We start from the raw sequence: 13,928 nt of genomic DNA, 5'->3' as shown, positions 1-13,928 counted from the left end.
TGTTCGGGTACGGAGTACCGTTGCTGACGCCCCGTCGGACCAGGCGCCCGGGGGAATCCCGCCGCCCCGGGCATATGCCGTCGGCGATCGGGAACCAAACACCCCGACACGGCGTCACCATTACAGAGGTCCGCTGTGTGTTCTGATGACAATGACGTCGGAACCCCGACCCCGTGCCCCGCCGGGCGCGACTACGATGGAATCTCCGCTCAAGCTCGGGAAGGCCAGACGTATCCACATGGCGAACAACATGTCGTTCATCGGCCGTGACATGGCAGTCGACCTCGGGACGGCCAACACGCTGGTGTACGTCAGGGGCCGCGGGATCGTCCTGAACGAGCCGTCGGTCGTGGCCGTCAACACCAACACCGGCGGCATCCTCGCGGTCGGTTCCGAGGCCAAGAAGATGATCGGCCGCACCCCCGGCAACATCGTCGCGGTGCGCCCCCTGAAGGACGGCGTCATCGCCGACTTCGAGATCACCGAGCGCATGCTGCGCTACTTCATCCTCAAGATCCACAAGCGGCGGTACCTGGCCCGCCCGCGGGTGGTCGTCTGCGTGCCCTCCGGCATCACCGGAGTCGAGCGACGCGCCGTCATCGAGGCGACCACGCAGGCCGGCGCCCGTACCGTGCACATCATCGAGGAGCCGATGGCGGCGGCGATCGGCGCCGGGCTCCCGGTGCACGAGGCCACCGGCAACATGGTGGTGGACATCGGCGGCGGCACCACCGAGGTCGCGGTGATCAGCCTCGGCGGCATCGTCACCGCCCAGTCCATCCGCGTCGCGGGTGACGAGCTGGACAACGCGATCATCCAGCACATCAAGAAGGAGTACAGCCTCCTGCTCGGTGAGCGGACCGCGGAGCAGATCAAGCTCACCATCGGCTCCGCCTTCGCCTCCAAGGACGACGACGAGCACACCGAGATCCGCGGCCGTGACCTGGTCAGCGGCCTGCCCAAGACCGTGGTGATCTCCGCGGCCGAGGTGCGCAAGGCCATCGAGGAGCCGGTCAACGCGATCGTCGACGCGGTGAAGACCACCCTGGACAAGTGCCCGCCCGAGCTGTCCGGCGACATCATGGACCGCGGGATCGTGCTGGCCGGCGGCGGCGCGCTGCTGCGCGGCCTGGACGAGCGGCTGCGGCACGAGACGGGAATGCCCATTCACATCGCCGAGTCGCCGCTGGACTGCGTGGCGCTGGGCGCGGGCAAGTGCGTCGAGGAATTCGAGGCACTCCAGCAGGTGCTCGACTCCTCGCCACGCAGATGAGGCACGGGCAGCACACGGGCTCACCGGTCGCCCGCAGCGACGGCGGGAACCCGCCCCACAAGCTCTGACCGGCCGCGGTGCACAGCGGCGGCAGGTCCGATGAGGAAGGCACGGACTGGCGCCCGTGAGGGACACACGAGAGAGCCGGCTTCTGCTGGTGCTGCTGGTGGTGATCGCGTTCGCGCTGATCACCGTGGACATCAGGGGCGGTGAGGACTCACCGCTCGACCGGCCACGGCAGGCGGCGCAGTCCGTCTTCGGCCCCGTCGAGAACTCCGTGTCAGGCGTTGTCGACCCGGTGGGCAACGCCATAGACGCGGTCCGCGACTCCGGCGGACGCAACAGCACCATCAGCCGCCTGCAACGCGAGAACGAGGCGCTCAAGCAGCAGCTCGGCAGCAAGGACGTCACCCGTAACCGGGCGGCGGAGCTGGACAAGCTGCTGAAGACGGCGGGCGCCGGGCAGTACGCCATCAAGGGCGCGCAGGTCATCGCGATAGGAGCCGCGCAGGGATTCTCCTGGACGGTCACCATCGACGCGGGCAGCAAGGACGGCGTCACCCGCGACATGACGGTCATCGACGGTGACGGCCTGGTCGGCCGGGTCACCACCGTCGGCCCCTCCACCTCCACGGTGCTGCTCGCCAACGACCCGGACTTCACCGTGGGCACCCGCATGGAGGGCTCCATGGAGCTGGGCTTCGCCACCGGCCAGGGCAACCAGCCGATGCGCGTGCAGCTCCTCAACGGCAAGGCCACGGTGCACAACGGCGACCGGCTGGTCACCTTCGGCTCCGAGGCGGGCAAGCCGTTCGTGCCGGGCGTGCCGGTCGGCAAGGTCGTCGGCGTCGACCCCTCGGGCGGCAACCTCACCAAGACCGTCCAGGTGCAGCCGTTCGTCGGCTTCACCCGGCTGGACATCGTCGGTGTCGTCGTCCAGGGCCCGCGTGCCGACCCGCGCGACAGCGTGCTGCCGCCGAAGCCGACCCCGTCGCCCAAGCCGAAGCCCACATCCACGCCCAAGCCCGGCTCGACCCCGACCGGCGGCGCCACCCCCGGCACCACGGCCGGCACCACGGAAAATACGACAAGCAACGGCAAGAGGGGCTGAGACACCGTGCGCCTCAACCGGATCGTGCTCTCCACCGTCCTCGTGGTGATCGCCATGGTCGCCCAGGTCAGCGTGCTGGCCCGGCTGCACCTGCCCGGCGCGGTCCCCGACCTGCTGCTGCTGACCGTGCTCGGCCTGGCCATCGCCTACGGCCACGTCGGCGGCTGCCTGGTCGGCTTCGGCGCGGGACTGCTCGCCGACCTCGCGCCACCGGCCGACCACGCGGTCGGCCGCTACGCGCTCGTGCTGTGCGTCATCGGCTACCTGGCGGGACTCGCCAAGCCCGAGAGCGGCCAACTGCGCACGGCCGCCGGACCCATGCTCGTCGTGATCGGCGCGGCCGTCGGCACCACGCTGCTGTACGCGGGCGTCGGCAGCCTCGTCGGCGACACCGCGGGCGCCCATGTGGGCCTGCCCAAGCTGGTGTTCACCGCGACCGTCTACGACCTGCTGCTCGCGCCCTTCGTGGTGCCGCTCGTGATGGCCCTGGCCAGACGCTTCGACCACGATCCGCTCACCGAGGACCCGACCGGCGGCTTCGGCGGCAGCGCGCTGCGCACCCGGCCCACCCGTACCAGGACCGGTTCCGGGATCAGCCCGCAGCGCGGCCTGTTCGGCCGGGCCAAGACGATGGCCTCGATGCCCAGGGGGGCCAGAAGGTGAGCAACATCCCGGAGACCGGGCGCACCTCCCGGGTCACGATCCGCCTGGTGATCCTCCAGATCCTCGTGGTGTCCCTGCTGCTCACCCTCGGCGGACGCCTGTGGTATCTCCAGATCCGCAACGGCCAGGAGTACGACCAGAAGGCCGCGAACAACCACATCCAGCAGGTCGTCACCCCGGCCGTCCGCGGCTCGATCCTCGACGACCGCGGTGTGCCGCTCGCCGACAACCAGACGCGCCTGGTGGTCTCCGCCTCCCGTACCGACCTGCTCAAGCAGCGCGACGACGGCCTGGCCGTACTGACCCGGCTCGCCGGTGTCCTCGGGCTGACCCCCAAGGAAGTCACCGACAAGGTGCGGCTGTGCGACGCGAAGACGCCCAAGCCGTGCTGGAACGGGTCGCCGTACCAGCCGATCCCGATCACCGACGAGGCCACCACCCAGCAGGCGCTCCAGATCATGGAGCGGCGCGAGGACTTCCCCGGCGTCACCGCCGAGCCCACCGCCGTACGCCGCTACCCCAGTCCTTCCAAGGCGAACACCGCGCAGGTCCTCGGCTATCTGTCGCCGGTCACCGACGCGGAGCTGACCGCCTCGGAGAAGACCGAGGCGCCGCTCCAGCGCTCCGACCAGATCGGCCGCTCCGGCCTGGAGAGCGTCTACGACGCGCAGTTGCGCGGCAAGGCGGGCGTGACCCGCTACGAGGTCGACAACCTCGGCCGGGTGATCGGCAAGGCGGGCGACACCCCGGCGCAGCCCGGCGCGAACCTGGTGACCAGCATCGACTCCAAGGTCCAGGCGCTCACCGAGAAGGAACTCGCGCAGGCCATGGCCGACGCGCGCAAGACGTACGACAGCATCACCCACCAGAACTACAAGGCCGACTCCGGCGCGGCCGTCGTCCTGGACAACAACACCGGCCAGGTCATCGCCATGGCCAGCGCCCCCACCTACGACCCCAACGAGTGGGTCGGCGGGATCTCCGCCAAGGACTACAAGGCGCTCAACGAGACCGAGTCCAACTACCCGCTGCTCAACCGCGCCACGCAGGGCCAGTCGGCGCCCGGCTCCACCTTCAAGGTGGTGTCCACCTCGGCGGCCGTCAACGCCGGTTACGACATCAACGGCGGCTACCCCTGCACCTCGTCGATGACCATCGGCAACCAGGTCTTCAAGAACTTCGAGAACGAGAGCTTCGGCGACATCTCGCTCGGCCGCGCCCTGGAGGTCTCCTGCGACACCGTGTTCTACGGCATCGCGTACGACCAGTGGCAGAAGGACGGCGGCACCGACCCCAAGCACCCCAAGGACTGGTTCTACAAGACCGCCCACCAGTTCGGCCTCGGCGCCAAGACCGGCATCGACCTGCCGGGCGAGGTCACCGGCCGCGTCCCCGACCGTCAGTGGAAGCAGAGCTACTACGACGCGATGAAGGACTACTGGTGCAAGCTCAAGAAGACCAGTAAGAAGAACGACCTGGCCACCGCCATCGCGCGGGAGAACTGCACCGACGGTTACGTGCTGCGCGCCGGTGACTCCGTCAACTACGCGATCGGCCAGGGCGACACGCTCGTCACGCCGATCCAGATGGCCCGGATCTACGCGGCGCTCGCCAACGGCGGCACGCTGTACCAGCCGACCATAGGGAAGGCCGTGGTCAGCGCGGACGGCAAGACCGTCACGCCGATCAAGCCGAAGGTGGCGGGCAAGCTGCCCGACTCCAAGTCGACGCTGAAGTACATCAACAAGGCCACCGCGGGCGTCGTCACGGACGGTACGGCCAACTGGAAGTTCGCCGGATGGCCGCAGGACAAGATCACGCTGCACGCCAAGACCGGTACCGCCGAGGTCTCCGGCAAGCAGACGACCTCGTGGCTGACCACGTACACCAAGGACTACACGATCGTGATGACGATCTCGCAGGCCGGTACCGGCTCCGGCGCCTCGGGCACCGCGGTCCGCCGGATCTACGAGGCGATGTACGGCATCGAGAAGGACGGCCCGAAGATCGACGCGAGCAAGGGAATCATGCCCAAGCCGGTCGCCGCGCTGCCGAAGATCTCCGGTGACGGCGTCGTCGTGCCCGCCTCCGACACCACCTTGACGCCGTCGCAGCACGGCACGCCGGGCGACCCGGGCCCGGTGCTCGCGGCCCTCACCCCGACCCGCACTGAGAAGCTGCTGCAGGGCAGGAAATCCTGGTCATGAGTGCCACCAACAGCTACTCGATCCGCCGCTTCACCCCCGAGCGGTCCACGCTGGGCAAGCTCTTCGCCCGCGACTCGATAGCGCGCCGGATGGACTGGGTGCTGCTCTTCGCGTCCCTCGCGCTGACCGCCATCGGCACGATGCTGGTGTACTCCGCGACCCGCAACCGCACCAATCTCACCCATGGCGACCAGTACTACTTCCTGATGCGGCACCTGATGAACGCCGGGATCGGCGCGGGTCTCGCGATCGGTGTCGTCGTCATAGGGCACCGCAGGATGCGCGGCATCGTGCCGTTCTACTACGTGCTGGCGATCCTCGGCATCCTCGCGGTGCTCAGCCCGCTCGGCTCGACCGTCAACGGCGCGCACTCGTGGATCGTGATCGGCGGCGGCTTCTCGCTCCAGCCGTCGGAATTCGTGAAGGTCGCGATCATCCTCGGCATGGCGATGGTGCTGTCCGCGCGGGTGGACGCGGGCGACCGCGAGCATCCGGACCACAGGACCGTGCTCCAGTCGCTGGGCCTGGCCGCGCTGCCGATCCTGATCATCATGATGATGCCGGACCTCGGCTCGGTGATGGTGATGGCGGCGATCGTGCTCGGGGTGCTGCTCTCCTCCGGCGCGTCCAACCGCTGGGTCTTCGGCCTGATCGCCGCCGGGATCGGCGGCGCCCTCGCCGTCTGGCAGCTCGGCATCCTGGACAAGTACCAGATCGACCGCTTCGCGGCCTTCGCCAACCCCGCCCTGGACCCGGCGGGCGTCGGCTACAACACCAGCCAGGCGCGGATCGCCATCGGCTCCGGCGGCCTGCTCGGCAAGGGCCTGTTCCATGGCAGCCAGACCACCGGGCAGTTCGTGCCCGAGCAGCAGACGGACTTCGTCTTCTCGGTCGCGGGCGAGGAACTGGGCTTCCTCGGCGCCGCCCTGATCATCGCGCTGATCGGCCTCATCCTTTGGCGGGCCTGCGCCATCGCCCGCAATGCCACCGACCTGTACGGCACGATCGTCGCCGCCGGAATCGTCGCCTGGTTCGCCTTCCAGTCCTTCGAGAACATCGGCATGACGCTGGGCATCATGCCGGTCGCGGGTATCCCCTTGCCCTTTGTGTCGTACGGCGGATCATCGATGTTCGCCAACTGTGTGGCCATAGGTCTGTTGCAGTCCGTACGGATGCAACGGCCGATGTCGGCGTGACGCGCGGGCCCGGCCGGTCGGAAGGGGTCCGCGGATCCCGTCCCGGCCGGCCGCGCCATTGCTCGCGGGCGGGGTGCCCGGTTACCGTCGAGCATGGGTCAGCGAGTGCGCGAGACCGAACGCAAGTACGAGGCCGGTGACGGCCCCGGCCGCCCCCTGACGCCTCCCGACCTCGAAGGACTGCCGTCCGTCGCCGGAATCCGGCGCCTGGACCCCGTCCTCCTCGACGCCGTCTACTACGACACCGCCGGCCTCGCGCTGGCCGCCCACCGCACCACGCTCCGCCGCCGTACCGGGGGCGAGGACGCGGGCTGGCACCTGAAACTGCCCACCGGCGAGCCCGACACCCGCACCGAGGTCCGTGTCCCGCTGGGCGCCGCCGACGACGCCCCGCCCGAGGAGTTGCGCACCGAGGTCGCCGCGCTGCTCAGGGGCCGCCCGCTGAACCCGGTGGTCCGGCTGCGCACCACCCGGCACCGGACCCTGCTGCTGGACGCGGAGGGCGGCGCGCTCGCCGAGATCGCCCACGACGAGGTCACGGCGTACGTGTACGCGGCGGGTGCGTACGAGACCGGTGCGTACGAGGCGGGTGCCGACGAGACCGGTGCGTACGAGACCGGTGCCGACGCGGGGGCGGACGGCCCGAGCTGGACCGAGACCGAGGTCGAGCTGATGCGCGGGCCGCCCGCCCTGCTGGACGCCGTCGAGGAACGGCTGACGGCGGCGGGACAGCGCCGCTCGGCCTCCCGCTCCAAACTGGCCCGCGCGCTCGGCGACCGGCTCGCCGAACCGCCCGCGCCGCCCGGCACCCCCGCCACCGCGGGCGAGGTCGCCACCGGGTACCTGCGCGAACAGCTCACCGCGATCCTCGCGCTCGACCCGCTGGTGCGGCGCGACCAGGAGGACGCCGTGCACCGGATGCGGGTCGCCACCCGCAGGGCCCGCAGCGCCCTCAAGAGCTTCCGCAGGGAACTGGACCGCGGTGCCACCGACCCGCTCGGCGCGGAGCTGAAGTGGCTGGCCGCCGTCCTCGGCACCGAACGCGACCGCGAGGTGCTCGCGGACCGCGTGGACGGGCTGCTCGCCGAGGCCGACCCCGCGCTGGTCACCGCGGCCGTACGCGACCGGCTGCGGGGCCTGGCCGCCGACAGCCACGCGCGCTCCCACGCGGCCCTGGTCCGGGTGCTGACCGGGACCCGCTACTTCGCGCTGCTCGACCGCCTGGAGGCGCTGCTCGTGCTGCCGCCGTTCCTGGTGTCGGCCGCCGCGCCCGCCCACGAGGCCGCCACCGCCGCCGTGGGCCGCGACCACCTGCGGCTGCGGCGGCAGATCCAGGCCGCGCTGGCGCTGCCGCCAGGCGACGACCGCGACATCGCGCTGCACGAGGCCCGCAAATCCGCCAAGCGTGCCCGCTACTGCGGCGAGGCCGCGCAGCCGGTGCTCGGCAAGCGGGCCGCCGCCCACACCGGCCGGATGAAGTCCGTCCAGCAGCTCCTCGGCGAGCACCAGGACAGCGTGATGTGCCGGGCGGCGCTCGGCCGTACCGCGCGGGAGGCAGGGGCGGCGGGGGAGCCCACCGAGGCGTACACGGCGCTGATCGCGGCCGAGCGGGCCAGAGCGGCGGCCGTGGAGGCGGAACTGCCGGATGTCTGGCGGTCGGCGGACCGCGACATCTGAGCCGGGGCCCGGGCGCGGCGGGGCCGTGACGGATGAGCGGGACCGGGCCGCCGCGAGACACGGGTACCCTTGAGGGTCACCCAGCCCCCACGCCGCCGGCCGGGGGAGTCCCAGCCGTCTGATGAGAGTCGCCGAGATGCCTGTCGAGTCGGTCTTCCCGCGCCTGGAAGCACTTCTCCCGCACGTCCAGAAGCCGATCCAGTACGTCGGCGGCGAGCTGAACTCCACCGTCAAGGAGTGGGACAGCACCGACGTCCGCTGGGTGCTGATGTACCCGGACGCGTACGAGGTGGGCCTGCCCAACCAGGGCGTCATGATCCTCTACGAGGTGCTCAACGAGCGCGAGGGCGTCCTGGCCGAGCGCACGTACAGCGTGTGGCCCGACCTGGAAGCGCTGATGCGCGAGCACGATGTGCCGCAGTTCACGGTCGACGCGCACCGCCCGGTCCGCGCCTTCGACGTGTTCGGCCTCAGCTTCTCCACGGAGCTGGGCTACACCAACATGCTCACCGCGCTCGACCTGTCGGGCATCCCGCTGCTCGCCGCCGACCGCACGCTGGACGACCCGATCGTGCTGGCGGGCGGCCACGCCGCGTTCAACCCCGAGCCGATCGCCGACTTCATCGACGCGGCCGTCATCGGCGACGGCGAGCAGGCCGTCCTGGAGATGACCGAGGTCATCCGCGCGTGGAAGGCCGAGGGCCGCCCCGGCGGCCGGGACGAGGTGCTGCTGCGGCTGGCGAGGACCGGCGGGGTGTACGTGCCGCGCTTCTACGACGTGGAGTATCTGGCCGACGGCCGGATCTCCCGCGTCGTGCCCAACCGCAGCGGCGTGCCGTGGCGGGTGTCCAAGCACACCGTGATGGACCTCGACGAGTGGCCGTACCCCAAGCAGCCGCTGGTGCCGCTGGCCGAGACCGTGCACGAGCGGATGTCGGTGGAGATCTTCCGCGGCTGCACCCGCGGCTGCCGCTTCTGCCAGGCGGGCATGATCACCCGCCCGGTGCGCGAGCGGTCCATCACCGGGATCGGCGAGATGGTCGAGAAGGGCCTGAAGGCCACCGGCTTCGAGGAGGTCGGCCTGCTCTCGCTGTCCTCCGCCGACCACACCGAGATCGCCGAGGTCGCCAAGGGCCTCGCCGACCGGTACGAGGACGACAAGATCGGCCTGTCCCTGCCGTCCACCCGCGTCGACGCCTTCAACATCGACCTGGCCAACGAGCTGACCCGCAACGGCCGCCGCTCCGGTCTGACCTTCGCCCCCGAGGGCGGCTCCGAGCGGATCCGCAAGGTCATCAACAAGATGGTCTCGGAAGAGGACCTGATCCGTACCGTGGCCACCGCGTACGGCAACGGCTGGCGGCAGGTGAAGCTCTACTTCATGTGCGGGCTGCCCACCGAGACCGACGAGGACGTCCTCCAGATCGCCGACATGGCGAAGAAGGTCATCGCCAAGGGCCGCGAGGTCACCGGGCAGAACGACATCCGCTGCACGGTCTCCATCGGCGGGTTCGTGCCCAAGCCGCACACCCCCTTCCAGTGGGCCCCGCAGCTCGGCGTGGAGGAGACCGACGCCCGGCTGGAGAAGCTGCGCGACGCGATCCGCGGCGACAAGAAGTACGGCCGCAACATCGGCTTCCGCTACCACGACGGCAAGCCCGGCATCATCGAGGGCCTGCTCTCCCGCGGCGACCGCCGGGTGTCGGCCGTCATCCGGGCCGTCTACGAGGACGGCGGCCGGTTCGACGGCTGGCGCGAGCACTTCAGCTACGACCGCTGGCTGCGCGCCGCCGAGGCCGAGCTGCCCGCCTTCGGCGTCGACCTGTCCTGGTACACCACCCGCGAGCGCACCGCCGAGGAGGTCCTGCCCTGGGACCACCTGGACTCCGGTCTCGACAAGGACTGGCTGTGGGAGGACTGGCAGGACGCCCTGGACGAGACCGAGGTCGACGACTGCCGCTGGACGCCGTGCTTCGACTGCGGCGTCTGCCCGCAGATGGACACCCACATCCAGGTCGGCCCGACGGGGCAGAAGCTGCTGCCGCTGTCGGTCGTGAAGTGACGGTCGGCGCCGCCGCGAGGTAGCGCGACACGGCCCGTGGCCCCGCACGCAGGACGCGTGCGGGGCCACGGGTTTTTTCTCGGGGGGCGAGAGCCTTCGGTTACGAGCCGTTGATCACGTACTGCGATCCGGGCTCGATGAGGACGCTGCCGTTGGCGGAGTTGGTGATGGTGACGTGGGACAGATTGGCGCTGCCCCGCGCGCCGCCCTGGGCGCGGATCCCGGCGCCGTTGTTGGACTTGTCGATGGTGACGTTGCTGATGGTGACGCCCGGCATGGCGCCGCCGCCGTTCTTGAACTGGATCCCGTCGTAGGTGGAGTCGGCGATGTCGGTGTCCCGGATGGTGACGCCGGTGATGTCACTGGTGGAGGCGAACAGGGTGATGGCCCCGAACTTCTGCGCCTCGCCCCAGAAGACGCCGCCGCCGCGCTGGATGCCGTTGTTGGCGATCAGCGTCTGGCCGGAGAACGGCAGCGGGTCGTGGTCGGTGGCCAGCATGATCGCCGGGTAGTTCATCGTGTCGTAGACGAGGTTGTTCTCGATGGTGTTGCCGTAACCGCCGTAGATCGCAAGGCCGTTGGCGCGCCAGGGCAACTGGATGGTGTTGTTCACGAAGTGGTTGTCGTGCGCGATGTCGACGGACTGGTCCTTGACGTACTTGTTGGCCCAGACCGCGAGCGAGTCGTCGCCCGTGGTGCGGAAGGAGGAGTTGAAGACCTTCGAATTACGGGTGCCGTTGGTGAAGTTGATGCCGTCGGCGTAGGTGTCGCGGATGCGCATCCCGCTGAATTCGAGGCCGTCCGCCGGTCCCCACAGGGCGGGGATGTTGTCGTAGTCGCGGCCGACCCAGACACCGACGTTGGCGTGCTCGATCCACACGTTGCTGATCTTGGTGTTCTTGCCGAACCGGCCGTTGAGGCCCACGCCGCCCTCGGCGTTGCCGTCACCGCCGCGGATCCGGCCGGAGCCGAAGATCGCGATGTCGGAGATCTGCGTGTTGTTGTCGATGTCGAAGCCGAAGTTGCCCTCGTGCGGGTGGTTGATGCTGCCCACGGCGTCCTGCGGCTGGATCAGCGAGTAGAGCTGCGAGTACCACATGCCCGCGCCGCGGATCGTGACGTTGCTGATGCCGACCTGGTTGTACTGGCCGCGGTGCAGCGGGTCCTCGGTGAGGATCTTCTTCTCCTGGCGCCACTGGCCCGCCGGGATCCACACGCAGTTGATGAGGCCGTTCTGGTTGGCGGTCACGGCCCGCTGGATCGCGGCGGTGTCCTCGATCCCGTCGTCCGGGATCGCGCCGTACTCGGTGATCGACGTGCACTCGGCGGGCTTGACCTTCGGCGGCGCCACCTGCTCCAGGTCGATCAGGTCGATGACGTAGAACGACGCCGTGTCGGTCGCGTCCCGCTGGAGGCGGAATTTGGTGCCCACCGGATACGTCGTCGACAGCAGCGCGTTGGACTCGTCGAACAGCCGACGGGCGTCCGCCTGCGGCGAGTTGGTCAGCGCCTCGGGGCCGTCGGTGTTGCCGTACAGCCAACTGTGCTTCGAGGACAGGGTGATCTTCCGGTTGAACGTGTTGTTGATGTAGAGGCTGATCGTGGCCTCGATGCCGCCGCCGTTCGCGGCGTCGGGGATCGAGTTGCGCACCACGATCGAGTTGGTCGGGTTGGTGGAGGTGAACTCCACGAACTGACCGGTGGTGTTCAGCCGTACCGACTTGCGGCCCGAGGACTCGGTCGCGAAGTTGGTGTGGCCGAAGGTGCGCAGCGGGTCGGTCTCCAGGAGCGTGCCCTGGTACGTGGCGGCCTCGGCCTCGTACTCGGTGTACGGGACGGCGGCGCCGCGCCCGACCACGATCGAGCGGGAGAAGGTGTTGTTGGTCTCGTTGGTCTCGGCGACGACGTTGGTGGCGTCCGCGGTCGCGACGAGGGTGGCGCCGCCGCTGGTCGCGGTCCAGGTGCCGGTGACGTTCACGGTGACGGTCGCGCCCGCGGCGATCGCCGGGGTGCTGGTGTCGAGCGTGGTGCCGCCCACGGTGAGGCGGGTGACGGTGGCGACGCCCGTCGAGGTGGTGCCGCGGTTGTGCACCGAGACGGTGAAGGAGACAGCCGCGCCGACCGCGGGGCTGGCCGGGTTGGAGGTGATGCCGAGCACTTCGAGGTCGGGGCCCGGCGCCTGCGCGACGACCAGCTTCGTCGGTGAGGCGAGGCTGTTGTTGTCCTTGCTCTGCTCGATGACGGTGCCATTGGGGTCGACCACGGCCGAGACGGTGTAGCTGCCCACCGCCCGCTTGCCGACGGCGACCTGGACGGTGGCGGACGCACCGGCGGCGAGGGCGGCCACCGGGGCGCTGCCCGCGACGACACCGCCGACGCTGACATTGACGGTGGTCGCGGGCGACGCGGCGCTGCCGATGTTCTTCACGGTGGCGCTGACGTTCACGGTGTCGGTCTCGACCGGGGCGGTCGGGGTCCACGACAGCGCGGTGACGGTCAGGTCGGGGTTGGGCGCGGGTACGCCGATGACCTGCACCTCGGCGACCTGGCCGCCCGGGGCGCCGGAGTTGGAGAAGAACCCGAGCTGGAGGTCGGCGGCCCGGCCGGTGACCGGGATGGTCACGGTGTTCTGGTTGCTCGACGGGCTGAACGCGTAGTCCGCCCTGGCCTTCAGCGAGGTGAAGCCGGTCGCGCTCTGGCCGCGCCCGAGCACCTGGATGTTCTGCGTGCGCGGACCCCACGCGGCGTCGGGGTTGAGCTTGACGACGACGGAGGTGATGTCGGCGTCGGAGCCGAGCTTGACCGTCAGCGTCGACGGGAAGCCGTTGGACTCCCAGTAGCTGCCGACCTGGCCGTCGTTGGCGTTGGACGCGACGAAGGACTGGGCCGTCGAGGACGCCTCGATCGGCTTGCCGCGCGCCAGGTCCTTGCCCGTGCCGTCACCGGGGCCGGGATCGCCGGGGCCGGGGCCGCCGGGGTCGGTGACCGTCGTGCCGTGGATCTCCAGCTCGGATATCTGCGCGGCCGGCCACGCGGTGTTGGCCGTGATGTTCAGCCGTACGTAGCGGACCGTCGCGGCGCTGAAGTCGACCGTCACGGTGTTGGCGGAAGCCGGGTTGAAGGTGCGGCCCTGCGCGGCGGACAGCGTGCTGAAGGCGGCGCCGTCGGTGCTGCCCTGCACCGCGATGGTCTCGGTGCGCGCCTCCCAGCCGGCCGGCAGCTTGAGCACCACCTGGTCGACGGCGGCACCGCTGCCGCCGAGGTCGATCTGCACCCACTGCGGGAAGGTGTTGTTCGGCCCTTCCCAGTACGTGCCCTGGTTGCCGTCGGTGACCGCGGAGGCGGGGTATCCGCCCACCGCGCCGCTCGACGAAGCGGCCTTCCCCGAGGCGAGGTTGGGCCGGTCGGCCGCGGCGGCGGCCCCGGACAGTGGCAGGAGCCCGATGGCGATCAGACCGGCGGTGACCAGGCCGGTGATCAGCCGACGGCTGAGCTGTTTCCGTTTCATGTGTCCTCTGTTCAGTCGGAACGAGAGAGCGCGGACGACGCGCGGGACGCGCGGGGTTCGCAGGACGCGAGGCGGCTCCTGCCGTGAAGTTGCATACAGATGTGAAGAATTGAGAGAGCATTGACCAGCTTTTTGCGAGTCACATGTTGCGATCGTGTCACCGGCTTGTCAACGGTTTACGCACGTCATTCGATTTGTTGACAAGACCCGCGCATCCCCAACACATGCGCG

Annotated in this window: 8 protein-coding genes; 7 read left to right on the top strand and 1 reads right to left on the bottom strand. The window is 70.0% G+C overall.

All coding sequences use genetic code 11. The features are described from left to right. Positions 1-250 precede the first annotated feature (250 nt). From ACIQCJ_RS22775 to ACIQCJ_RS22745, 7 genes are all read left to right on the top strand, one after another. Complete coding sequence (locus ACIQCJ_RS22775) at positions 251-1,273, top strand: rod shape-determining protein (protein WP_355349577.1); 1,023 nt, start codon at positions 251-253, stop codon at positions 1,271-1,273. 124 nt (positions 1,274-1,397) lie between these two features. After that, positions 1,398-2,384, top strand: a complete 987-nt coding sequence (mreC, locus tag ACIQCJ_RS22770) for a rod shape-determining protein MreC (protein ID WP_391160352.1) — start codon at positions 1,398-1,400, stop codon at positions 2,382-2,384. Positions 2,385-2,390: 6 nt separating this feature from the next. Next, positions 2,391-3,047, top strand: coding sequence for a rod shape-determining protein MreD (gene mreD, locus ACIQCJ_RS22765; RefSeq protein WP_391047608.1), 657 nt, complete (start codon positions 2,391-2,393; stop codon positions 3,045-3,047). Next, positions 3,044-5,254: a penicillin-binding protein 2 gene (mrdA, locus tag ACIQCJ_RS22760; protein WP_355349546.1), complete on the top strand. Its 2,211-nt coding sequence runs from the start codon at positions 3,044-3,046 to the stop codon at positions 5,252-5,254. Before mreD ends, mrdA begins: the two co-directional genes overlap by 4 nt. Beyond that, a complete protein-coding gene (rodA, locus tag ACIQCJ_RS22755) occupies positions 5,251-6,450 on the top strand; it encodes a rod shape-determining protein RodA (RefSeq protein ID WP_355349549.1) in 1,200 nt (399 codons plus the stop codon). Before mrdA ends, rodA begins: the two co-directional genes overlap by 4 nt. A 93-nt stretch (positions 6,451-6,543) precedes the next feature. Next, positions 6,544-8,127, top strand: coding sequence for a CHAD domain-containing protein (locus tag ACIQCJ_RS22750; RefSeq protein ID WP_402712330.1), 1,584 nt, complete (start codon positions 6,544-6,546; stop codon positions 8,125-8,127). 136 nt (positions 8,128-8,263) lie between these two features. Beyond that, positions 8,264-10,189 (top strand): TIGR03960 family B12-binding radical SAM protein, encoded by a 1,926-nt coding sequence (locus tag ACIQCJ_RS22745; protein WP_355349555.1) that lies wholly within the window; start codon positions 8,264-8,266, stop codon positions 10,187-10,189. 100 nt (positions 10,190-10,289) lie between these two features. Here ACIQCJ_RS22745 and ACIQCJ_RS22740 read toward each other — a convergent pair whose 3' ends face one another. Then, positions 10,290-13,697, bottom strand: coding sequence for a CARDB domain-containing protein (locus tag ACIQCJ_RS22740; RefSeq protein ID WP_402712329.1), 3,408 nt, complete (start codon positions 13,695-13,697; stop codon positions 10,290-10,292). Positions 13,698-13,928 lie beyond the last annotated feature (231 nt).

It is taken from the genome of Streptomyces sp. NPDC093221, assembly GCF_044753885.1.
Lineage (GTDB): Bacteria > Actinomycetota > Actinomycetes > Streptomycetales > Streptomycetaceae > Actinacidiphila.
Note: the sequence above shows the minus strand (reverse complement) of the source record. Positions and strands in the feature narration are given on the sequence as shown.